Annotated in this window: 23 protein-coding genes; 10 read left to right on the plus strand and 13 right to left on the minus strand. The window is 66.7% G+C overall.

Features of this window, described 5'->3' with window-relative positions; genetic code table 11:
• The first annotated feature begins 4 nt into the window (after positions 1–4).
• Together OKW78_RS01645 and OKW78_RS01650 are read left to right on the plus strand one after the other, a co-directional pair.
• A complete protein-coding gene (locus tag OKW78_RS01645) occupies positions 5–886 on the plus strand; it encodes a YqcI/YcgG family protein (protein ID WP_281193597.1) in 882 nt (293 codons plus the stop codon).
• On the plus strand, positions 879–1457 hold the full coding sequence (locus OKW78_RS01650) for a cysteine hydrolase family protein (protein WP_281193598.1): 579 nt from the start codon (positions 879–881) through the stop codon (positions 1455–1457). Before OKW78_RS01645 ends, OKW78_RS01650 begins: the two co-directional genes overlap by 8 nt.
• 49 nt (positions 1458–1506) lie before the next feature.
• Here OKW78_RS01650 and OKW78_RS01655 read toward each other — a convergent pair whose 3' ends face one another.
• A complete protein-coding gene (locus OKW78_RS01655; protein ID WP_281193599.1) occupies positions 1507–2697 on the minus strand; it encodes a PLP-dependent aspartate aminotransferase family protein in 1191 nt (396 codons plus the stop codon).
• 237 nt (positions 2698–2934) lie between these two features.
• On the opposite strand from OKW78_RS01655, the gene lipA reads away from it, so the two are divergent.
• A complete protein-coding gene (lipA, locus tag OKW78_RS01660; RefSeq protein ID WP_281193600.1) occupies positions 2935–3897 on the plus strand; it encodes a lipoyl synthase in 963 nt (320 codons plus the stop codon).
• Positions 3898–3922: 25 nt separating this feature from the next.
• Here lipA and ggt read toward each other — a convergent pair whose 3' ends face one another.
• Positions 3923–5581: a gamma-glutamyltransferase gene (ggt, locus tag OKW78_RS01665; protein ID WP_281193601.1), complete on the minus strand. Its 1659-nt coding sequence runs from the start codon at positions 5579–5581 to the stop codon at positions 3923–3925.
• 111 nt (positions 5582–5692) lie between these two features.
• On the opposite strand from ggt, the gene OKW78_RS01670 reads away from it, so the two are divergent.
• From OKW78_RS01670 to OKW78_RS01680, 3 genes are all read left to right on the plus strand, one after another.
• Positions 5693–6358, plus strand: coding sequence for a DUF1028 domain-containing protein (locus OKW78_RS01670; protein WP_281193602.1), 666 nt, complete (start codon positions 5693–5695; stop codon positions 6356–6358).
• Positions 6359–6461: 103 nt separating this feature from the next.
• Entirely contained in the window at positions 6462–7367 is a 906-nt protein-coding gene (locus OKW78_RS01675) for a proline iminopeptidase-family hydrolase (protein ID WP_281193603.1), read from the plus strand.
• Positions 7368–7403: 36 nt separating this feature from the next.
• Entirely contained in the window at positions 7404–8573 is a 1170-nt protein-coding gene (locus OKW78_RS01680) for a Xaa-Pro peptidase family protein (protein ID WP_281193604.1), read from the plus strand.
• A gap of 17 nt (positions 8574–8590) precedes the next feature.
• Here OKW78_RS01680 and OKW78_RS01685 read toward each other — a convergent pair whose 3' ends face one another.
• The 5 genes from OKW78_RS01685 to OKW78_RS01705 are packed head-to-tail and all read right to left on the minus strand — an operon-like array spanning position 8591 to position 14695.
• The gene (locus OKW78_RS01685) at positions 8591–9958 is read right to left on the minus strand and encodes an ABC transporter ATP-binding protein (protein ID WP_281193605.1); all 1368 of its coding nucleotides are present in this window, start codon (positions 9956–9958) and stop codon (positions 8591–8593) included.
• A complete protein-coding gene (locus OKW78_RS01690; RefSeq protein ID WP_281193606.1) occupies positions 9951–10991 on the minus strand; it encodes an ABC transporter ATP-binding protein in 1041 nt (346 codons plus the stop codon). Before OKW78_RS01690 ends, OKW78_RS01685 begins: the two co-directional genes overlap by 8 nt.
• A gap of 2 nt (positions 10992–10993) precedes the next feature.
• Positions 10994–12004 carry an ABC transporter permease gene (locus tag OKW78_RS01695; RefSeq protein WP_281193607.1) on the minus strand — a complete coding sequence of 337 codons (1011 nt, stop codon included), beginning with the start codon at positions 12002–12004 and terminating at the stop codon, positions 10994–10996.
• Positions 12001–12960 (minus strand): ABC transporter permease, encoded by a 960-nt coding sequence (locus OKW78_RS01700; protein WP_281193608.1) that lies wholly within the window; start codon positions 12958–12960, stop codon positions 12001–12003. The genes OKW78_RS01695 and OKW78_RS01700 overlap by 4 nt, the downstream gene beginning before the upstream one ends.
• Before the next feature lie 19 nt (positions 12961–12979).
• A complete protein-coding gene (locus OKW78_RS01705; RefSeq protein WP_281193609.1) occupies positions 12980–14695 on the minus strand; it encodes an ABC transporter substrate-binding protein in 1716 nt (571 codons plus the stop codon).
• 259 nt (positions 14696–14954) lie between these two features.
• Here OKW78_RS01705 and OKW78_RS01710 point away from each other — a divergent pair, with 259 nt between their 5' ends.
• From OKW78_RS01710 to OKW78_RS01720, 3 genes are all read left to right on the plus strand, one after another.
• Entirely contained in the window at positions 14955–15641 is a 687-nt protein-coding gene (locus OKW78_RS01710) for a helix-turn-helix domain-containing protein (RefSeq protein WP_281193610.1), read from the plus strand.
• A gap of 125 nt (positions 15642–15766) precedes the next feature.
• Positions 15767–16129: an Hsp20/alpha crystallin family protein gene (locus OKW78_RS01715; protein WP_281193611.1), complete on the plus strand. Its 363-nt coding sequence runs from the start codon at positions 15767–15769 to the stop codon at positions 16127–16129.
• Positions 16130–16248: 119 nt separating this feature from the next.
• Complete coding sequence (locus OKW78_RS01720) at positions 16249–17175, plus strand: DMT family transporter (protein WP_281193612.1); 927 nt, start codon at positions 16249–16251, stop codon at positions 17173–17175.
• 46 nt (positions 17176–17221) lie between these two features.
• Here the strand turns inward: OKW78_RS01720 and OKW78_RS01725 are convergent, their stop codons facing one another.
• The gene (locus tag OKW78_RS01725; RefSeq protein ID WP_281193613.1) at positions 17222–17689 is read right to left on the minus strand and encodes a peroxiredoxin; all 468 of its coding nucleotides are present in this window, start codon (positions 17687–17689) and stop codon (positions 17222–17224) included.
• Between the two features lie 166 nt (positions 17690–17855).
• Between OKW78_RS01725 and map the strand changes: the two genes are divergently transcribed.
• A complete protein-coding gene (map, locus tag OKW78_RS01730) occupies positions 17856–18764 on the plus strand; it encodes a type II methionyl aminopeptidase (protein WP_281193614.1) in 909 nt (302 codons plus the stop codon).
• Between the two features lie 44 nt (positions 18765–18808).
• On the opposite strand, the gene OKW78_RS01735 is transcribed toward map, so the two are convergent.
• From OKW78_RS01735 to OKW78_RS01755, 5 genes are all read right to left on the minus strand, one after another.
• Entirely contained in the window at positions 18809–19915 is a 1107-nt protein-coding gene (locus OKW78_RS01735) for an ATP-NAD kinase family protein (RefSeq protein ID WP_281193615.1), read from the minus strand.
• A gap of 249 nt (positions 19916–20164) precedes the next feature.
• The gene (locus tag OKW78_RS01740) at positions 20165–20866 is read right to left on the minus strand and encodes a competence/damage-inducible protein A (RefSeq protein ID WP_281193616.1); all 702 of its coding nucleotides are present in this window, start codon (positions 20864–20866) and stop codon (positions 20165–20167) included.
• A gap of 109 nt (positions 20867–20975) precedes the next feature.
• Entirely contained in the window at positions 20976–21752 is a 777-nt protein-coding gene (locus OKW78_RS01745; RefSeq protein WP_281193617.1) for a DUF5803 family protein, read from the minus strand.
• Positions 21753–21767: 15 nt separating this feature from the next.
• A complete protein-coding gene (locus OKW78_RS01750) occupies positions 21768–22463 on the minus strand; it encodes a DUF2110 family protein (RefSeq protein WP_281193618.1) in 696 nt (231 codons plus the stop codon).
• Positions 22463–22987, minus strand: a complete 525-nt coding sequence (locus OKW78_RS01755) for a transcription factor (protein ID WP_122105823.1) — start codon at positions 22985–22987, stop codon at positions 22463–22465. The genes OKW78_RS01750 and OKW78_RS01755 overlap by 1 nt, the downstream gene beginning before the upstream one ends.
• Positions 22988–23070: the final 83 nt, after the last annotated feature.

The following is a 23070-nucleotide window of genomic DNA, read 5'->3' on the forward strand; positions in this document are numbered from 1 at the left end:
ACCCATGAACGAGCCCGGTACCGAGGGCGTGCTGTTGGACCAGGAGACGCTCCACGATCGGCTCGAGGACGCCCCCGGCTGGCTCGCGGAGCACTACCGCACGTTCCGCGAGTCCATGCTCGGCGAGCGCGACGGGTCGCCGTTCCCGTGTTACTTCGGGATCGAGGTCGAACGCGAGGGGGACTTACTGTACGCGGCGTGTGAGTCAACGAGCGATCCCGCCGCGCTCCTCCGACTCCGCGACGTCCTCTACGAGTACCTCGAGACGTACCCCGACCACGCGGAGCGGGCGCCGCTCGCGGTGTTCTTCGCTCCCCACGAGGACGACGCCACCGAGGCCGACTACCACGAGGCGCTCTGGCACGTCCTCGAGTTCCTCCACGTCCACGACCCGGAACCCTGGCCCGAGGGGATCCCGACCGATCCCGACGACCCGTACTGGGAGTTCTGTTTCGGCGGCGAGCCGCTGTTTCCGACCTCGAGAGCGCCCTTCTACGACGAACGAATGAGCCGCTACTCGCCGGTCGGGCTGGAGATAACCTTCCAGCCGCGGGCGGTCTTCGAGGGGATCACGGCGGACACCGAGGCCGGCGAGCGCGCCCGCGAGACGATCCGGTCCCGGATGGAGGCGTACGACGGGGTCTGCCCGCACGCCGACCTCGGCGATTGGGGCGCGGAGGGCGACCGCGAGTGGAGACAGTACCTCTTCCGCGAGGACGACGCGGAGAGCCCCGACGAGTGCCCGCTGAGACCCACTCGGGAGCACCCGAAGGCCCACGAGGAACTGCTCGAACGCGGTGCATGGCGTCGGTTTTCGGATGCGAGCGCCGGTTCCGACGACGGCGAGGGGTCGACGACGACCGTCCTGGGGATCGGCGATGACTGATCCCGTCGGCTCGGAGGACGCCATCTCACCCCCCGACGATGCCGTCCTACTCCTCATCGACTTCCAGACGGGATTCGACGAACCCGGGTGGGGCGAGCGAAACAATCCGGACGCCGAGGCGGTCGCGGCCGGCCTGCTCTCGCGCTGGCGCGACGCCGACCGTCCGATCGTACACGTCCGACACGCCTCGACCGAGCCCGAGTCCCCGCTCCGGCGCGACGCGCCGGGGTTCGCCTGGAAGGCCGAGACCGCCCCGGCCGACGGCGAGGCGACCTTCGAGAAGTCGGTCAACGGCGCGTTCCTCGGGACCGACCTCGACGACTGGCTACGTGAACACGGTCACGACGCCCTCGTCGTCTGCGGGCTCACCACCGACCACTGCGTCTCGACGACCGTCCGGATGGCGGAGAACCGCGGGTACGACGTGTACCTCGTCGCCGACGCGACCGCGACTCACGAACGCGAGGGACACGACGGGGAACGGATCGACCCGGAGACCTCCCACCGGGTCGCGCTCGCGCACCTCTCCGACGAGTTCGCGACGGTTATCGACGCAGCCGATCTCGGGTGAAGGCGGCCGCCGTCGCTCGACCGCCACCGGGTCCGGAGGCGTCTCGACTTCAGAGGTGTCGTAACCCCTGCTCCAGGTCGGCGATCAGGTCGTCGGCGCTCTCGGTACCGATCGGTGCCCGGATCAGCGAGTCCCTGATACCGGACGCCAGCCGCTCCTCCTCCGGCACGTACGAGGCCGACATGCTGGCCGGGTGTTCGATCAGCGACTCGACGCTACCCAGACTGACGGCCAGGGTGAAGAGGTCGAGCGACTCGACGAACGCCCTCGCCTCCGCGGCCCCGCCGGCGATCTCGAAGGAGACGACGCCGCCGAAGCCGTCCATCTGGCGTGCGGCGAGCTCGTGTTGGGGATGGGCGTCGAGACCCGGGTAGTGGACCGCGGTGACGTTCCCGTGTTCCGAGAGGTATCCCGCGACGCGCTTCGCGTTCGCCTCGTGTTGACGCATCCGGAGCGGGAGGGTCTTGCTCCCGCGGAGGACGAGGTAACAGTCGAACGGCGGCATCGTCGCGCCGAGGGCGTACTCCTGGACGAACCGAACCCGTTCGGCGAGGGCGTCGTCGTTCGTCACGACCGCGCCGCCGATCGAGTCGGTGTGGCCGTTGAGATACTTCGTCGTGCTGTGGACCGAGACGTCCGCACCCAGCGAGAGCGGCCGCTGGAAGTACGGCGTGGCGAAGGTGTTGTCCACGGCCAGGAGGACGTCGTGTCGGTCGGCGATCCCGGCGATGGCCCCGATGTCGCACAGCTTTAGAAGTGGATTCGTCGGCGACTCCATCCAGAACAGCGTCGTCTCGGGGGTGACCGCGGCGGCGACGGCGTCCGCATCGGTCGCGTCGACGTACTCGACGCTCACGTCGAAGTGCTCGGCGAGGTAGTCGTCGAAGAACACCTTCGTTCCGCCGTAGACCCCGTCGAACGCCACGACGTGGTCGCCCGAGTCCAGCATGCTCAGACACGTCGTCGAGATGGCGGCCATGCCGGAGGCGAACGTCATCGCGTGGTCAGCATCGCTCAGCGTCGCCACGCGACGCTCGAGCGCCGCACGGGTCGGGTTCCCCAGCCGGGAGTACTTGTACCCGTGGCTCGGGTCGCCGGCCTCGTCCATCGCGAACGTCGACGACAGGTGGATCGGAGACACGAGGTCCCCGGTCCCGCCGGGGCCGAGGTCGGGTTCCTCGCCGGCGTGGATCGCTTTCGTCTCGAAGGCGTCGTTCGAACGCTCCGGAGGATCGTTCATACGTCCCAACCGTGGAGAGGTCGCATATAGGTTCTCCCGCTGTCGCCGGAGGGGCGTTCGGACGGACGGTCCCCGTCCGAGACGAACTCGTTTTCGGGGACGGGATCGTCGTCGGCTTTTCCGGGACGGGATCGCCGGCGGCGACGGACGCGCCGCGCGCGTCACGGTGTGGCGGTTCGATAGCTCCGACCCCGGTCGACCCGCACGTTTTTCTCCCTACCCTCCCGAGGGATCGGTATGCAACGCGGCCGGCGGAAACCGGACTGGCTGAAGTCGCGTCCCCCCTCCGGCAGCCGGTTCACGGAGATCAAGGAGACGCTCCGCGACCGTGACCTCCACACCGTCTGTGAGGAGGCCAACTGCCCGAACATGGGCGAGTGTTGGTCCGGGGGCGCGAACGCAGCCGAGGGTGGCGCGAACGGACCGGGCACGGCGACGTTCATGCTCATGGGCGACCGCTGCTCACGCGGGTGTAACTTCTGTGACGTCGAGACCGGCGGGATGGAGCCGCTGGACCCCGACGAACCCGAGAACGTCGCCGACGCGGTCGCGGAGATCGGACTGGAGTACGTCGTCCTCACGTCCGTCGACCGCGACGACCTCGCCGACGGCGGCTCCGCGCACTTCGCCGAGACCATCCGCGCGATCAAGCGTCGCGATCCGGGGATCCTCGTCGAGACGCTGATCCCCGATTTCGGTGGCGACCCGGACGCGATCGACCGGATCATCGAGGCCGGTCCCGACGTGATCGCCCACAACGTGGAGACGGTCGAGCGCCTCCAGTGGCCGGTTCGCGACCGACGAGCGAACTACGAGCAGTCGCTCGCCGTGCTCGACCGGGTCGACCACGAGTCCGAGATCCACACGAAGACGAGCCTCATGCTCGGCGTCGGCGAGTACGACCACGAGGTGTACCGGACGCTCGGCGACCTCCGCGAGGTCGGCGTCGACGTCGTCACCTTCGGACAGTACCTCCAGCCGTCACGGTCGCACCTCGACGTCTTCGAGTACGTCCATCCGGACGTCTTCGAGACGTGGCGCGAGGTGGCCGAGACGGAGTTCGACTTCCTCTACTGTGCCTCCGGGCCGATGGTCCGCTCGTCGTACAAGGCCGGCGAGCTGTTCGTCGACGCGCTCGTGCGCGAGGGACGTTCCGCCGAGGACGCCAGGCGACGAGCACGGGCGGCCGGCGGCGATTGAAGCGGGTCCGTCCCCGGTCCGTTCCTCAGTACCCCTGGGCGTTCCCGTCCTTTCGCGGCTCGGTGGCGGCCGAGAGGACCCCGTCCTCGTTCCGCGCGATCTGTGCGCCGCCGAACATGACCGGCGAGAGCGTCCGTACGTCGTGATCCTTTCGGACCAGCTTGGCGGCGGCGTCGTCGTCGAAGTGGGGTTCGAGCGCCAGTTCACCGCTCTCGCGATACCGCCACCGCGGCTCGTCGAGCGCGCGCTGGAGCGGCATCCCGTAGTCGACCAGGTTCGAGACGACCTGGACGTGCCCCTGCGGCTGCATGTACCCCCCCATCACGCCGAAGGCCGCCCAGTCGTCCTCGTCGAGGCGAACGATCCCGGGAATGAGGGTGTGGAAGGGGCGCTTGCCGGGCTCTAGGCTGTTCGGGTGGTCGGGATCGAGCGAGAACGACGATCCGCGATTCTGGAGGGCGATCCCGGTGTCGCCGGCGACGAGTCCGGACCCGAACCCGGCGAATCGCGAGTTGATGTACGAGACCACGTTCCCCTCCTCGTCGGCCACGGTGAGGAGCACGGTGTCGGCGTCCTCGGCGTTCGCGTCGGGCACGCCGAAGCTCACGTCGTGGTTCGCGGTCTCGCCGACCGCCGCGGCGCGCTTCGCCCCCCAGTCTTTGGATCCCAGCGGAGGGTGGTCCTCGTACTCGGGGTCGGTGATGTACCGGTGGCCGTCGTGGAAGGCGACCTTCAGCGCCTCCGAGAAGTAGTGGACGCGTTCCGCGGTGTCGTAGTCGTACTCGCCCGCGCCCAGCTCCTCGGCGACGTTGAGCGCCTCGAGCGCGATGAGCCCCTGGTTGTTCGGCGGCAGCTCGTACACCTCCGCGCCGTTGTAGGTGGTCGAGACCGGCTCAGGCCACTCGACCTCGAAGTCCGCGAGATCGTCGACGGTCATGAACCCGCCGTGTGACTGGACCTCCGACGCGATCGCCTCCGCGATCTCACCCTCGTAGACGACGTCGGCGCCCTCCTCCGCGATCAGCTCCATCGATTCGCCGAGCTTGGGGAGGGTCACCCGCTGGCCGACCGACGGCGACTCCCCGTCGAAGAGGAACGCGTCGCGGGCGTTTCCGTCGGTGAAAAGCTCCTCGGCGCTCTCCCAGTAAGAGGCGATGACCTCGCTGACCGGATACCCCTCCGTCGCGTACCGGATCGCCGGGGCAAGCGCGTCGGCGAGAGTAAGCCGTCCAAGCTCCTCAACCGTCGCCTCCCAGCCTCGCGCCGTGCCGGGGACCGTGACCGCGTGTGGGCCGTAGAAGGGCATTCCGGCCTCATCGGTGTCGTCGACGGCGTACCCCCCGTCGTCGGGGTAGTACGCGGAGACGTCGTCGGTCTCCCGAAGAGAGGCTCGAACGTTCTCGATCGTCGCGTCAGCGGGCGCGCCGCCGCAGGCGCGCATCGCGCCCACGTCGCCGTCGGCGGTCCGATACAGCGCGAACACGTCGCCACCCAGGCCGGTCGAGGTCGGCTCCACGACGTTGAGTGCGGCCGCCGTCGCCACCGCAGCGTCGAAGGCGTTGCCGCCGTTTCGCAGCGTCTCTATCCCTGCCTCGCTCGCGAGCGGCTGGCTAGTGGCGACGACGCCCCGTTGGCCGTGGACGGTCGATCGACGCGAGGTGAATCGGTCAAGGTCTGGCTCCATACCAGCCGTTGGCGGAGGACTGGGTTAAATAACTCCCCGAATTGTTCCCGGCGGCTCCGACCGGATAGTTTCGGAGTGACGGTTATATCCGCGGCCGTCACAGGGGTTCGTATGACGTTTTCCATTTGCGTTCAAGAGGAGACCGACGCTGGGACGGTGTACGGAGTCGCCGTAACGACCGACGCGCCCGCCGTGGGTGCTCTCGCACCGTACGTTAGTCGTCGCGGTGCCGTCAGTACGCAGGCGTTCGTCAACGTGCGGCTGGGTCGTCGCGGCATCGCGCTCCTCGAGGACGTGCCGCTCGAGCAGGCACTTTCGGGCGTCCTCGCCCGTGACGAGCACGACGGACTCCGCCAACTCCACGGCGTCGCCGACGACGATGTCTTCGCGTACACCGGCGACGAGACCGACCCGTGGTCGGGCGATGAGACGTATCCCGACGAGGGTGTCTCCGTCGCCGGCAACATGCTCGCCGGTCCCGAGGCGCTACCCGCCGCCGCCGACGCGTTTCTCGCGACGGATCCCGCCAACACGGTCGACGCCGGGCTCGTCCCCCGGCTGATCGATGCGCTCGCGGCCGGCGTCGAGGTCGGCGGCGACAAGCGCGGGCACAGCTCCGCTGCGGTGTGTGTGTCCGCACCGAAGACGACCGCCTACCACGATCTCCGCGTCGACCACGCCGACGACCCGATAGCCGAGATCCGTCGGGTGTACGAGGCCGCATACGACGCCAGCGACGGATTCAGTGAGGACTCGAAGGAGCGGATCTTCGATTAACCGAGATCGGGAGTTGTCGGGAGCCTCGGACGTAGCGCCCCGCCCTATTCCGCGAGGGGCAACTATATGCTTCGTCGCCCCTGTCGGTTCACTCGAGCGATCCATGTCGACACATGACTATCTACGGGACCCGCACGCGGAGGGCTACCTCTCCGTCGACCACAAGGAACTGTACTTTCGCCGGTTCGGCGACGGCGACGATGTCATGCTCGGACTCCACGGTGGACCGGGCATGCCGCACGATTACCTCCTCCCGCTCTCGCGACACGGGTCGGACGACCTGAGCGTCGTACTGTACGATCAGTTCGGTGTCGGACGGTCGAGCCGTCCCGCCCCCGGCGACTTCGACGGATACACGATCGAAGCGTACCGTGAGGAGGTGGAGGCGGTCCGTCGCGAACTCGATCCGGACCGGTTCCTCGTGTACGGCCAGTCGTGGGGCGGGATGCTCGCGCTCGAGTACGCGCTCGAGTACGGCGAGAAACTGTCGGGACTGGTTCTCGCCAACACGCTCGCGGACACCGCGTCCGCGTACCGATCGATGCGGAGCCGCGCGGAAGACCTCCCGTCCGAACGGCTCGAAGAAGTGGAGAGACACGAGGCGAGACGAGCCTACGACGCGCCGGCGTACCTCGACGCGCTCGACGACGTCTACCACGACCACGTCTGCCGGCTCGAGGAGTACCCCCCCGCGGTCGAACACACCCTGGAAAACGTCAACACGGACGTGTACGGGCTGATGTGGGGGCCCAACGAGTACGTCCTGACGGAGACGGCCCGCCTCCGCGGTTGGGACGTGCGTGACGATCTCGGGACGATCGACGTGCCGACGCTCGTGCTCACCGGGACGCACGACGAGATCGACCCGGATATCGCGGCGGGGATCGACGAACGGCTCCCCGACTCCCGCTTGATCGAGTTCGACTCGAGCAGCCACATGCCGTTCTGGGAACAACCGGAGGAACACTACGAAACGGTCGAGACGTACCTCGCCGAACGGCTCGAGTGAGGTGCGTTTATGTCCGAGGTCACGTTCCGTGTTCGTATGGACCACCCGGACGACCCGGAGACGGAGTACGGCTTCCTGGCCGAGGCACTGGCGGACACGGACGCGGACGCGTTCGTGCACGTTGCGGACCGGTTCGACGACGGCCTCAGATACCTCACGCGGTTCTCGGGTCCCGACCGGCCGTACGCGTTCGCGTACCACGACGGCGACGCCCTACTCTTCCCGCCGTCGCTCTTCGATGAACAGGCCGAGCGGGAGTTCCCGGGGACGACCGTGGTCGGATACGGCGATCGGTCGGAACCTGACCCGGTGGACGCCGTGCTCGCGATCCTCGCGGACCGCGACGTCGACGGCCCTGTCGCGGTTCCTTCCGCGATCCGCCACGACGCGTACGCCCGACTCTCGAAGGCGGGATACGAGATCGAGACGACGAGCGCGGTCGAGAACGCTCGCGAACGCAAGACAGATCGGGAACGACGATGTCTGGAATCGGTTGAGCGAGCGGCACAGCACGGGCTGGAGCGTGCCGAGGCCGTCCTCTCCGAGGCAACCGTCGACGGTGACGTGACACGCTGGAACGGGGACGTGTTGACGACGGAGCGCCTTCGTCGAGAGATCAACGCCGAACTCTCCCGGCAGGGCGTAGATCCGTCGGGCTATTCCGTCATCGGCGCTGGACCGACATGCGCCGACCTCCACTTCACGGGAACCGACGAGATACGACCGGGCGAGTCAGTCCTGATAGACCTCTCACCGCGGGGACCACACGGGTACTACGGGGACATCACGCGAACGTTCACGGTGGGATCGCCCGACCCGTGGGTCGAGACCGTCTACGACGCGGTTCTTGAGGCCAGAAACGCGGCGATGTCGGTCCTCGAAGAGGGTGCCGGCGTCCGCGCTGTTTCGGTTCATGAGGCCGCCTCGGACGTGCTCTCCGACGCCGGGTACGGCGTCGGCGACGTCTCGAGCGGGTTTTATCACGGCGTCGGCCACGGGATCGGAGTCAGTCTCCACGAGGGGCCGGGACTAACCGACGATCGCGAGTTACGACCCGGCCACGTGGTGACGGTCGAACCGGGCGTGTACGACCCCGACCGGGGCGGCGTTCGCCTCGAGGACCTCGTCGTCGTCACCCGTGACGGGTTCGAGAACCTGGTCGACTACCCGCTCTCGCTGACGCCGCGGGCGGCCGACTCGTCCTGAGCGTCGTCGGACCCTTCCTAAGCGTCGTCCGCCCCGATCCGCCGTGGCTCTCCGGGTGCCGACGGGTCGAGCCGGTGACAGCGGACGGCGTGATCGCTCGCGTGCCGGTGTTCGGTCGGCATCCGCCGCTCACACGGCGATGGAAACGCCTCGGTGACGATCGACGCCGCCTCCTCGTCGTTCCCCTTCGCGAGCGCGAGCGCAGCGGATTCGATCGCGTCCCGTTTCTCTCCCGGCAGATTCTCCGGCGATCCGGGGTAGGCGTCCGCGATCACCTCGTCCGCGACCGATTCCGTCGTGACGCGGCCGGTCGTCGCCTCGAGATGCGTCTCGATGTTTTCGACATCGATCTCTCCCGAGAGCAGTTGGTTCCGGAACCGGAAGGCGAACCGGAACGCCTCCTCGGTGCCGGGCCACTCGTCGGGTGGAATGACGACCGGACAGCGTGTGTGGAACCGACAGCCGCTTGGCGGATCCATCGGCGACGGGACCACGCCTCGAAGCGTGATCCGGTCGGAACGCTCCTTCGGATCGATCCGCGGTACCGACGAGAGGAGCGACTGCGTGTAGGGATGCTTCGGGTTCTCGAACAGCTCGTCAACCGGCGCAGCTTCGACTATCTCGCCCAGGTACATCACCAGAACCCGGTCCGCGATGTACCGGACCACGCTAAGGTCGTGGGTGATGAACAGGATGGACAGCCCGAACTCCTCCTGGAACGTATTGAGGAGGTTGAGTATCTGCGCCTGTACCGAGACGTCCAGGGCACTCACCGGTTCGTCGGCGATGAGGACTCGTGGTTCTAACGCGAGCGCCCGGGCGATCCCGATCCGCTGTTGCTGGCCTCCGCTGAACTGGTGTGGGTACCGCTCCAAGTAGTCGGGAGACAGTCCCACGCGGTCGAGCAACGACCGCACGCGTTCCGTCCGCTCCGCGTCGTCCTCGCCGATACCGTGTACCTCCAACGGGGCCTTGATGATGTCGCCGACGGTCTGTCGCGGGTTCAACGACGCGAGCGGGTCCTGGAAGATCATCTGGATCTCCTTGCGATACGGAAGCATCTCCTTGTCGGAGAGGCCGCCGATCTCGGTCCCGTCCAGTCGGACTTCCCCGCCCGTCGGGTCATGGAGGTTGAGAAGGGTTTTTCCGAGCGTACTCTTTCCACAGCCGGACTCGCCGACGACCGCGACCGTCTCCTGCCGACCGAGTTCGAAATCGACGCCGTCGACGGCCTTGACTTTCGAGGCGGGGCCGAGGAGCCGGTCAAGCATCCCGTCGGACTGATCGAAGTACTTCTTCAGTCCGTCCGCTTGGAGCAGCGGATCCTCGTTCGAGTTCCGGTCGGTTCCCTCCACTCCGACGTCCGTCATATCGGTTTCACTCATTCTCGATCACCTCGCCGTCCACCGGATCACGGCGGATACACGCCGCCTCGTGATCCTCGCTGCCGACACGTCTGAACGCCGGATCGACCTCGAAACACTCCTCTTTCGCCTCCGGGCAGCGCGGCGCGAAGTGACACGCATACGGGATGTCTATCGGTTCGGGAACGGTCCCCGGGATGGGTTCCAACTCCTCTACCGCCGTCTCGACCTGCGGAGTGCTCGCGAGAAGCGCCTGCGTGTAGGGGTGTTGGGGGTTCGAGAACAGTTCCCGGGTGGTCGCCCGTTCGACCATCTCCCCGGCATACATGACGTTCACCCGGTCGCACGTCTCAGCGACCACCGCCAAGTCGTGCGTGATGAGTAGGATGGACGTATCGAACACCTCGAGAATGCTGTGTAACTCCTCGAGGATCTGCGCCTGAATGGTCACGTCGAGCGCCGTCGTCGGCTCGTCCGCGATCAGGAGGTCAGGCTCACACGAGAGCGCGATCGCGATCATCGCGCGCTGGCGCATTCCACCGCTGAACTCGTGGGGATAATCCGTCGCACGGCTCTCCGGGTGCGGGATCTGAACCGACTCCAGCATCTCTATCGCCCGGCGCCACGACTCGCTAGCTTTCGAGGCGCCGATTATCTTCCGTTTCATCTCCGCCGGAAGCGAGATCGATTCGCCGATGTCCTGATGAAGTCGGACGGTCTCCGCGATCTGTTCTCCCACGGTTATCGTGGGATTCAGGCTGTTCATCGGGTCTTGAAACACCATCGAGATCTCGTTGCCGCGGATCGTCGTCATCTCCGCTTCCGACTTCTCGAGCAGCGGTTCGCCCTTGAACAGCAGCTCATCTGCGGTGATCTCACCGGGGTCCTCTACGAGCCGCATGACGCTCTGTGCGAGGACGCTCTTTCCGCTCCCGCTCTCGCCGACGAGCCCGACTATCTCGCCGTTGTCGATGTGTAAGTCGACACCGTTGACCGCGGTGACCGTCCCTCGAGGCGTCTCGAACTCCGTCCGAAGGTTCTCTATCTGCAGCATCGTCATTTCTCCGACACCTCCGATTGCTTGACATCGAACGCGTCCCGGAGGCTGTCACCGAACATGTTAAACGCCAACACGACAACCATGATCGCCAGGCCGGGGAAGACGCTGATCCACCACGCCTGGTTGATGTACTGTCGCCCCTCCGCGAGCAACAGCCCCCAGGTCGGCGTCGTAGGTTTGACCCCGAGACCGAGGAAGGAGAGGGCCGCCTCCGCGATGATCGCAAGCGGGATCATAAGCGTCATCTGGACGATGATCGGCGCGACGGCGTTGGGGAGTATCTCCTTGGTCATGATCCGGCGGTCGCTCGTCCCGATCGCTCGGGCGGCGAGGACGTACTCCTCCTCCCGTATCGACAACACTTCTCCCCGAACCAATCGGGCGAAGTCGTCGATGAAGGCGACTCCGATCGCGATCACCACGTTCGTCACGCCGAGTCCGCCGAGAAACGCGATCAACCCTGCGGCGAGGATGATCGAGGGGAACGCCCACTGGAAGTCGACGTATCGCATCAACAACTCGTCGATCAGGCCGCCGTAGTAGCCGGCTATCAACCCGATCGCGGTCCCCACGGTAAACGCGAACGCCACGGTCGTCAGCGCGACCAGAAGCGAGATCCGCGCCCCGAAGACGATACGAGTGAACAGGTCGTGACCGAACGAGTCGGTCCCGAGCACGTGCCACACACGGTCGATCTCGCCGTTTCCGGTGTAGTCGCCCTCGGAGTAGCTGTTCGGCTCCTGGTTGATTCCGAACGTCTCGTCCTGTTCGTATGGAGCGATCATCGGCGCGAACATCGCCGTGAACACGAACAGTAGCACCATCGTCGCGCCGAAGATCGCCTTCTTATCGGAGAGGATCTGATCGCGTATTCGGCGATACACTCCCCTGTTCTCGGTCGATTCGACCGGCGATTCGTCGCGATACCGTCGAGCGATCCGTTCCCGTTCGTCGGGGTCGAGTGCGTCCGAGTCCGACCGGCCGGCCGTGGTGTGATCGTTGCTCATGACGCCTCATCCCCGTAACGGATCCGCGGATCGAGGAACGTGTAAATGATGTCGACTGAGAGGTTCATGAATACCATGATCGACGCGACGAGGAGGATCACCGCCTGAGTGACGGGATAGTTGCGATCGAGGATCGCGTCGACGAGGAGCCGACCGATCCCCTGAATACCGAATACGAGTTCCACGGTGACGCTTCCAACGAGTACGAGCGCGATCTGGATCCCGGCGACGGTAACCACCGGAATGAGCGCGTTCTGCATCGCGTGTTTGTACAGCCTCGTGGTTCGACCGACGCCCTTCGCCTTCGCCGTCCGCATGTACTCCGCGTCGAGTACCTCGAGCAGCGAGGATCGCGTCATTCGCATCACCACGGCCGCGTACGGAACGCCGACGGAGATCCCGGGGAGAAGGATCCGACGGAACCACTCGACGATCCCGTCCTCCTGTAGCGGAGCATATCCGACGATCGGGAGGACGCCCCACCAGACGCCAAAGACGAGCGCCAACAGGATGCCGATGAAGAACGCCGGCATCGAGAGTCCGAGGAAGGCCGCGACGGTCGCGACGTAGTCCGAGCGCTGCCCCTTCCGGGTCGCGCTGATGATCCCGGTCGGAAGCGCGATCCCGAGGCCGACGACGACCCCGATCAGCGCGATCGAGAGCGTTCGTGGGACGGCGCTCGCCATCATCACGCTGATCTGTTCGCCTGAGGTGAGGCTCTGTCCGAGATCGAACGTCATCAGGTCGATCATCCATTCGACATACTGGACGTAGAGTGGCTGATCGAGACCGAGTTCAGCACGCATCCGGTTTACCGCCTCCTCGGTGGCCTCGGCACCCAACATCGTCCGAACGGGCCCGCCGGGGATGGCCCGTAGTCCGAAGAACACTACCGTCGCTACCAGCCAAACGACGAACAGTGCGTTGAGGACGCGTTTAGCGATGTACTTTTTCATTTAGCGGTCACGGCACGTCCTATTCATCCAACCAGACAGGCTCGAACTTCCGGACGAACGCGGGGATGTGGACGAAGCCGTTCACCTCGTTGCGGATCCCACAGACGTCCTCCTGGTGTCCGATGAATCCGGAGGCTGCCTCCTGGATGAGGATGTCCTCGACCTCCCAGAGCGTTTCACGACGCTCCTCCTGATCGATCTGACGGCGTTGTTCGCCGAGGAGATCATGGACTTCCTGGTTGCGGTACTGCGCCCAATTCCAGACGCCGTCCTCCTCTGGCAGCCGGAAGAAGTTCCAGATCGACTCCTCGGGGTCAGGCTTGTCGACGCTCCCACTGAGCAGGATGTCGAAGTCGCCGTCGTAGTCGAACCGGTCCCAGAACGTCGCGGAGGTCACCTGCTCGACTTCGGAGTCGAGGCCGACCGCGTTCAACTGTTGGTTCAGGACCCGCGAGGCACGCAGGTTCTCCGGATTCGCGAGGATGCTGATGGTGGTGTCCATCGCGCCGCCCTCCTCCAACAGCTCCCGCGCTTCCTCGGGTGCGTAGGCCTGATCGTCCGGCTTCTCGTCGGGTTCCCGCCAGATCCACTCGGGGCTCGGCGAGAAGACGCCGGGGTTCGCGACGCCGTAGTTGAAGTACGCGGACTCGACGAACGCCTCGTTATCGATGGCCTTGGCGATGCCGAGGCGCGTCTCGAGGGCGTCGAACGGCTCGCGGGCGTGGTTGAATATCACGCCGGCCCACGTGTTCCCGATCGTACTGCTGACACCGGCGTCCGGGCTGTCCTCGACCTCATTGATGTTCCCCAACGGGAGGAGGTTCGTGAACTGGATGTCGCCGGATTGGAGCGTATTCACGACGGTTCCGGGCTCGGGAATCAGACTGACGTCAACGCCGTCGAGGTACGGAAGCGAGTTGCCGTCCTCGTCCTCCCTGAAGTAGTCGTCGAACCTATCGAGGACGATCTCTGAGCCCGTGTCGTGGTTACTGACCTGGAACGGACCGGTACCCACCGGTTCGAGATTGTACGCGTCGGCACCCATCTCCTCGAACGCGGTCTCGTTCACGATCGTCGCCGCGCGACCCGGACCGGTGGTGAGGAGGGCGAGCGCGGACGCGAGCGGTGCCTCCCAGTTCAACGCGACCGTGTAGTCGTCGATGACCTCGACCGCCCCGTCCTCGACTGCGATGAGTTCGTTCTCCAGGTTGTGGGGTGCCTCCCGTTCGATGTTCCGTTCGATCGTGTACTTGACGTCTTCGGCCGTGAAGTGGTCTCCGTTGTGGAACGACACGTCGTCGCGGAGGTCGAAGACCATCCTCGTCCCGTCGTTCTCGACGGTCCAATCCGTCGCTAGGTCGGGAACGATCTCCAGGTTCTCGTTGGCCATGACGAGTCCGTTGAAGATGTTAACCGAGAGCTGGAAGTAGATCCCCGTACTGATGTACGCCGGATCGAGGTTGCTGATGTCGCCGGTCCACCACGCCGCCTGAAGACGACCGCCGTACCGGTCCGATCCGCCGGACCCGTCGTCCCCGCTACCATCACCGCCACTGCCCTCGTCGTCACCACCCTCGCCGCCACCTCCCTCGCCGGCACAGCCCGCGAGTGCGCCCATCCCGGCCGCACCGAACACCTTCACCGCGGTCCGTCGGTCGACTTTAGGACCTTCGAGATCTGCGGCGTCTATCCCGGCCTCCGAGATCGACGGACTGTTTGTGTTTTCTTCTGACATGAGTTTATGTGGTAAACGCCACCATACCCACCATTTAGGTATTATAAATTTAAACTTTTCGCTGAGGTCCGATCAACGAGTATACTACCAGTTCTAAATCCGCTGCTGTCTTGCGGTTTTCATCTTAGTTCTCTCAATGAATCTACAATCTTCGATACTGTTTATATACTGTTGCCCGAATTGATTTGGGCTCTGCTCGCCTTCCACCGTCGAGCGCGACGGGAAACACGTTATGTTCCTCCACCGACTCACCTCGACCATGCGCGAAGTGACGCTCCGGATCCGCCACCACGACACGCCCGAGTGCGAGGCTAGCGCTCGCTACCCGGAGGTGACGCTCCGCTCGGTCTCCTCGATGACCGGACGGGGGACGGAGCGAAAGCGGATCATCGAACTCCGCGGGCCGGGCGACGACATCGATGGATTCCTCGAGGCGTTCCGAGAGGCGGAGTCCGTCGTCGAGGCAGAGCCGCTCTCGCCGCTCGAAGGGTTCCACGTCTACGTGGCGCTCGTCGTCGACGCCGAACGCTGGGACAGCATCGCCGAACGTCTCTCGGACCTCGGGATCCACTACCGGATGGGGACGACGATCACCGCCGGGATCGAGCGGTGGACGCTGTATTTGGAGCCTGACGACGACCTTTCGGCCGTGATCCGTGCGCTGGAAGCGGGTGGCAACGATGTCGAACTTGCCCGAAACGTACCGCTGTCGGAGATAGAGCGGCCGCCACAGCTGGAACTGTCCCGTTTTCTCGAGGATCTCACGCCACGACAGCGTGAGGTGCTGGCGGTCGCGATCGCGATGGGGTACTACGAACACGGCGGAGATGTCGGCATCGAGACGGTCGCCGACGAACTCGAACTCGGAACCACCACGGTCTGGGAGCACCTTTCCCGTGCCGAAGCGAAGGTGATGGCTGGGGTCCTCGACCGCCTCGAGACATGAACTCGCCCGCCGGACAATGCAGCACGTCCTCCGCTTGCCACTTTTATTCTCTCTATATATATTATAGTCTGCTAGACTTTTATTGAACCGCCCATAGACTATCGAATGGATTCGAGGTGGTAGACATGGCTCTTCCACGACCAGCCAGCACGTGGACCGGAGGCATGAAGCTGCCAAGCGGACTGTTCGAACGAGGAAGCGACGACTACGAACTGTACGAACAGGAGGACGAGTTCGTCCTCGCGATCGAACTCCCCGGCTTCGATCCGGCGGAACTCACCGTCTCGTGGAACGACGGCACGCTGAACGTCGCCGGCGAGCACGAGGACGAGTTCCGCGGCACGCGCCGGACGTACCACCGCCGGTTCCGGTTTCCGAAGACGATCGACGAGGACGCCATCGAGGCCGAGTATCGGAACGGTATCCTCCCAGTCCGGCTCCCGATGGCGGTCGACGCCGCGATGACCGGTACCGAGATCGAGAGCTGACGGGCACGTCCGTCGGTCGCGCCGCTCCCTGAGCTCGATCGCGGAACGTTCTCTCCCGAAAACCCCGATCGCTGACCGGAACGGACACCGATATACGGGCGGACGTCGTCGTCGCGAACGTGTCCAGATACCGCGATGTCCTCCTGTTCGCGCTCCTCTCGGCGCTGTGGGGCGGTTCGTTCGTTGCCATCGAGGTCGGGCTGGCGTACTACCCTCCCGTGTTGTACGCGGCCTACCGGTTCGACATCGCGGCGTTGGTCCTCGTCACGTACGTCCTCCTCACCGAACGAAATCCGTTTCCACGGACTCGTGGCGACCTCGCCGCGATCGGACTCAGCGGCGGGTTCAACGTGGCAGTCAACAACTCGCTGTTGTTCACGGGTCAGCAGTACACGACGAGCGGGATCGCCTCGATCACCTACAGCCTCGTTCCCATCGTCACTGCGGCCGTCGCGGCGGCGTGGATCGGCGAATCGAGCCTCGACCTGCGGGGAAGCGTCGGCGTCCTGCTCGCGTTCGTCGGCGTCGGGCTCGTTGCCCAACCGGATCCCGCAAACCTCACCGGCGGCGTGACGATCGGGGTCGCGCTCATCTTCGTCGGCGTGGTCTCGGTCTCGTTCAGCAGCGTCGGACTCCGCGTCGTGAAGACGACGTTCTCGAGCGTCGCGCTCACGGGCTGGGCGATGCTGTTCGGCGGTCTCCTGATGCACGGGTTCAGCCTCGGACTCGGCGAGGGACAGCGACTCCCCGCCACCGAACTGCCGGCACTCGTCGCGTTGGGCTTCCTCGGCGTGCTCTCCTCGGCCGTGGCGTACACGATCTACTTCACGCTTCTCGACCGACTCGGCGCGTTCGAGATCAACCTGGTCTCCTACGTCGTCCCCGTGGTCGCGACGGTCGCCGGCGCGGTGCTTCTCGCGGAGCCGGTGACGCCGACGACCGTCGCCGGGTTCGTCGTGATCCTCGCCGGCTTCGCGCTGGTCAAACGTCACGCGATCGCCGAGGAAGTTCCGAGACTCGTCTCGCGAGTCGGCGGGTTCTTCTGACTGGACGCGTCCGAGCGAGGCGATCGGACCGCCCGCCCCGTCCGCGTCAGTCGTCGAGCGCTGCGACGTCCTCTAAGATCTCCGCGCCGTGGTCCTCCGGCGAGACGCCCTCGTAGGCGAGCACGACCGTCCCCTCGCCATCGACCACGTACGTGTTCCGGAAGACGCCGTCGAAGACGTTCCCGAACATCTCCTTTTCGCCGTAGGAGTCGTACGCGCTCGCGACCTCGCCGTCGGGGTCCGAGAGGAGATCGAAGGGGAGGTCGTAGTCGGCCGCGAAGTCCGCGAGGTCGGAGACGGGATCGTCGCTGATCCCGAGCACTCGTACGCCGGCGTCCTCGAAGGCGTCCCACTCGTCGCGGAAGCTACACGCCTCGGTCGTACAGCCGGGCGTGTCCGCCCGCGGGTAGAAGTAGACGATCGTGTAGGCGGCGTCGGTTCCGCCGAGCGAGACCGGCTCGCCGTGCTGGTTCTCGAGCGTGAACGCCGGAGCATCCGCGCCGGGGTCGAGCATACCGTTCCTCGAGCCGGAATCGGCTTATCGGCACCGATCCGGTCGGCACCCCCGGCTTCGACGTGGTTCCCGGCCGCGGAGGACGCGTGAGTCGAGAGTCGGTCCGCGTCTCAGCGAGCGGTCCGTTCCCGCAACCTCTTTGCGGCCCCTCGACGAACCGGGTGACATGAGTCACGGACCCCTCGACGACGACGCGGTCGAGAGCTACCGGGAGGCCGGCGCGGTGCTGGTCGAGGCGATGAACGAGGCCAGGGAGATGGTCGAACCGGGTCGGAGCCAGCTCGAGGTCGCCGAGTGGGTGGAGGACTTCGTCCGCGAGGAGGGCGCGGGGCTCGCGTTCCCCGTCAACCTGAGCGTCGACCCCGAGGCGTCCCACGCGACGCCGTCCCGCGACGACGACACCGAGTTCGGCGAGGAGATGGTGTGTCTCGACGTCGGCGTCCACGTCGACGGCTACATCGCCGACGCCGCGGTCACCGTGGATCACACCGGAAACGTCGAGCTCGTCGAGGCGGCCGAGATGGCGCTCGAGGCCGCCGTCGACGAGGCGGGCCCGGGCGTCGAGGTCGGCGTCGTCGGGCAGGCCATCGAGGACGTGATCCGCGGGTACGGCTACACGCCGGTGCTCAACCTCTCCGGCCACGGCGTCGAGCAGTACGACGCCCACACCGAACCGAACGTCCCGAACCGCGGGGTCGACCGCTCCGTCGAACTCGAGCCCGGACAGGCGGTCGCCATCGAGCCGTTCGCGACCGACGGCCGCGGGAAGGTCGGCGAGGGAACCGACGAGGAGATCTACGAGCTCCAACGCGAGAAGAGCGTCCGCGACCGGCGGGCCAGACAGGTGTTGGAGGAGATCGCCGAGTTCGACGGGCTCCCCTTCGCCGCCCGGTGGCTCTCGAACGACCGGGCCGGGATGGCGCTACGGCGACTCAAACAGGCGGACGTGGTCAAGGGATACCCCGTGCTCAAGGAGGCCGACGACGCGCTCGTGAGCCAGGCGGAACACACGCTCCTGGTCACCGACGAGGGCGTCGAGGTCATCACCGCGGGCATCCACGACTTCGACGGGTAACGGCGTCCCGTTTCCCGGCATCGTCAGTCGGATGCGGTGTGGCCCTACGCTATCTTCATCATCCGCGTCTCGAACTTCCCGACGCGGACGCGGACCCACCCGGCCAGCTCCGCGTCGAGGTCCGGGTCGTCGGTGTCGACCCGGAGCACGCGCACGTCGTCGAGTTTCGTCCGGGAGGCGACGATCGTCACGTCGCACTCGCGGATCACGGCCGGCGAGAGCTGGGGGTTCCCCCGGCCGAAGACGAACCCCTGCCCGCCGATCGGCGAGACGACGATCACGTTCTCCTCGCCCAGCGCGTCCAGGATCTCCGATTCCGTCGCGTCGCGGACGACCACCTCGCCGTCGCGCCAGACGTCGACGCCGATCGGCGACGGCTCGAACCCGAGTTCGGCCTTGATCGCACCGACGGTCGATCCGGGGCCGAGCACGTAGGTGACGCCCTCCCCCTCGCGCACCCGGACGTCGTCGGCGACGCCCTCGGCGAGCGACTCGACGGTGCCGCTCGCGGTCTGTTTCGACGACTGGAGGTCCTCGGCGACGGGGACGTGTGCGACCCCGCGGAGCTCGGGGTGGACCTCGCCCTCCCGGTAGGCGTCCTCGTCGATGTCCATAACCTCGCGGCGCTCCGTCCGCGCGAACGTCGCCGCCACCTCCGCGGCGTCCTCCGGCGAGACCGCGAACACCGACGAGTACACCTTCACGCCCGCGGGCACGCCGAGCATCGGCGTGTCCGTGCCCTCGAGCGCCGTCGCCACGTCGGCCGCGGTGCCGTCGCCGCCGACGAACAACACGAGGTCGACGCCCGCATCGAGGAGGGCCGCCACCGCGCGGCGGGTGTGTTCGGCGGTCGTCTCGGGAGAATTCTCGCCGTCGGTCCCGGGATCTCTCTCGTCGTCGAACGGATCGACGACGCGGGCCGGCTCGAACCCCGCCCCGCGGACGACCGTCTCGCCCATGGGGTCCACGACCGTCGAGACGGTCGTCCCGGGCGCGACCGCGGCGAGCCGCTCCATCGCCCGTGCCGCGCGGTCGGGCGCACGCGGCTCCGCGCCGCGCTCGCGTGCCTCCGCGATCTTCCCATCGGTTCCCTTCAGTCCGACGCGACCGCCCATTCCGGCGATCGGGTTCATCACGACGCCGACGTGCATACCCGACGTTGTGGCGTCGACCACTTAACGGGTCGTCGACGGCGGGCGGGTCGGGCCGTGCGCGCCACGGCCGACCGCCGAAGATCAAGTTTTAAGCCGGGACCCGGACAACCCCCGTACATGATCCTGTCCGCCGTTCAGCCCGAGCCGCTCCCGATCGAGGCGACCGCGCTCGCCGTGCTCGCCGTCAGCCTGATCGTCACCGCCGTCTGGGTCGCCTACCTCGCCCGCTGAGACGGGTCGCGTCGATCAGTCGTCGGTGCCTTCGTCCACGAGTTCCGCGCGCTCCCGCAACCACGCGGCCGCCCGTTCGGCCTCGGCCGCCTCGCCCGCGGTTATCTTCACCCTGACGTTCCCGCCCGGGTAGGACCCGACGCTCACGTCGAAGCGCTCTCTGAGCTCCGAGAACCGGCCGATGAGGGTACTCTCGGGTTCGTCGACGGCGACGACGACCGCGTGGGTCGGATCGCCGTCGAACTCGGACTCGACCCGCTCGAACATCGCCTTCATCTCCGTCGGAACGCCCGGCAGCACGTAGACGGACTCGACGACGGCTCCCGGCGCGACGCCCGCCTCGTTGGCGAGCGGCCGACAGTCCGCGGGCAGATGCGTCGTCTCCGCGGCGAGGTCGTCCGCGCTGTACCCCCGCTCCTCGAGCCACGCGGCCGCCTCCTCGTTCTCGACGACCTCCCGGCCGAAGGCGGCGGCGACCGCCTCCATCGTCACGTCGTCGTGGGTCGGACCGAGCCCGCCGGTGACGATCACGGCGTCGTACTCCGCGCGGTACTCGTTGACGACCCGGGCGATCTCCGCGACCTCGTCAGGGACGACCGTCACCCGCCGGACCGGGACTCCCCGGTCCGCGAGCCGGCCGCAGAGCCAGGTCGCGTTCGTGTTCTCCGTGTCGCCGACGAGGAGTTCGTCCCCGACGGTGACGATCGCGGCGTTCATGCTCGGACCCACGCGGCGGCGAGTCAAAAGGTCGCCGGGGAGGTCCGGCAGGGGCGGACGGGACGGATGGAACGGGTGGAACGGACGGGACGTTCACTCCGCCTCCCGGTCACAGGAACCCGTCGTCGTCCTCGTCGTCGTACACGCCGAGACCCATCTCGCGGCGGCGCTCGCGGAGCTCCTCGAGCTGGCGTTTGAACCGGAGCGTCCCCACGACCGCGACGAGGATCGCGACGGCGAGGATCCCGCCGAAGACGACGAGGTCGGTCTCGCGGTACGCCTGGACGACGATCGAGCCCGTGACCTCCTCCCAGACGATCCGGTCGCGATCGCCGACCGTCTCGACCTCGTGGCTCCGCGGCGAGACGTGCCCGACGAGCGGGAAGTCCGTGCTGAATCCGGGCGGCAGCGTCACGGCGTATGAGCCCTCGACGTACGCCAACGACGTGAACCGTCGGGGCGAGCCGTCGCTCGTGAACGCGACCTTTCCGCCCTCCATGTCGTCGCCGAGGCGGACCCACGTCTCGTCCGGCGTCCGCTCGACTTCCCCGCCGCGGGCGCGGAACTCGCTTCCGGTCACCACCTCGCCGTCGGGATACTGATACCGGAACGCCTCGAACTCCAGGGGCTGGTCGCCGGCGTACGGAGTCTGGCGGTACAGACGGAGCTCGTCGCGCCCGGAGAGGTCGTAGACGACCGTGTACCGCGCGTCAGTCGAGAGGTCGAAGGCGGCGTCGCGGTCGACGTCGAAGTCGTAGTCGCGGGGCGGTTCGGCGTCGAGCGTCTCGTTCGTGACCTCCCCGCCGCCGGTGGCGTAGCCGAGACAGCCGGCGCTCGCGGCGAGGAGCGCGACGAGCGTCACGGCGAGGACGAGGCGTCGGTTCACGCGCTCGAACTCACCTCAGACGACACAGCGCATCTCCGCCGGGAGATACGAGCCGATCGCGGCCAGCAGCCCCGGCGGGTCGGTTCCCTCGGCACAGACGACGCTCTGTTCCAGCAGCCCCAGCCGCTCGACGGTGACGATGTCCTGTGCGTGACCCGCGCGATTCACCGTCGCGCGTACCTCTCCACGCGTCGCGGAGTTGACGTTCAGCCGACCCGGTCCCCGCTGCCAGTCGTAGAGGCGGTCCCGCTCGGCGTCGGCGAGCCGGTGTGGGTCGGCGTCCGGCTCGCCGAGATCGCCGCCGTAGACGAACGTCATCGGGAGATGCTGGACGAGACCGAACCGCTCGACGACCTGTTCGGGCGCGCCGACGCCGAGACCCAGCTCGTCGGCGGGAACGTGGACCTCCTCGCCCGCGTCGAGGACGAAGCCCTCGGCGTCCCACGACTCGAGGGTGCCGACGTACGTCTCGCCGGAGACGAACCCCTCGTCATGGGCGACGATCGCTCCCCACGTCTCCGCGAGGACGTTGCGGGCGACGGTGGCGTCGTCGCCGGTCACGTCGACCTGGACGAAGTCGTCGTCGCGGACGCCGACGGTCCACTCGACCGCGAGCTCGCCCACGTCGTTGCCGACGAGCGAGTTCATCCCGTCGAGCGCGCGGTCGCGGGCGTCGCCCTCGACGTAGCACTTGGTCGCGAGGACGACCATCAGCCGGTCACGTCCGCGTTGAGCTCGTCTCGAAGCTCCTCGAGGCGCATCGACAGCGCCTCCTGGAGCCGGTCGTTCTCCATCGCGTCGAGCGGCGAGCCGCACTCGGGACACTCGAAGCCGAAGTCCATCGCCTCGCCGAACTCGAAGCGGAGCGAACACACCTCACAGAGGTAGAACTCGTGGGTGCGCTCGTACTCCTCCCGGTCGTCCAACGCGTCGAGGAGCCGGTACATCTCCTCCTGGAGGTTCTCCGGAATGTTGTCGTAGTGGAACGTCCAGAGGTACGTGAGCCAGCCCGAGTCCTCGTCGCGGACCCGCCGATAGGTGGCGAGGTCGTTCTCGTAGAGGATGAACAGCGCGCGACGGACGTCGTTGAGCTCCAGTCCGAGCTCCTCGGCCAACTCCTCGTCGGTCACCTCGCCGTCCGGGGGCGCGGCCGCGACCGGCATCCCCGTCGGCCCCACGAGCTCGTGGAGGTACTTCTGGATGACGGGGTCGTTCAACAGGTCCTCAAAAGCCATTACCGTGATATGGCGGTGGATCGGGGTTAAAAGCTCCGAAAGGGACCACGCCCCCGTTCCCGGACGTACTCCGGCTCCGGCAG

It is taken from the genome of Halorubrum sp. F4 (assembly GCF_027257195.1).
Lineage (GTDB): Archaea > Halobacteriota > Halobacteria > Halobacteriales > Haloferacaceae > Halorubrum.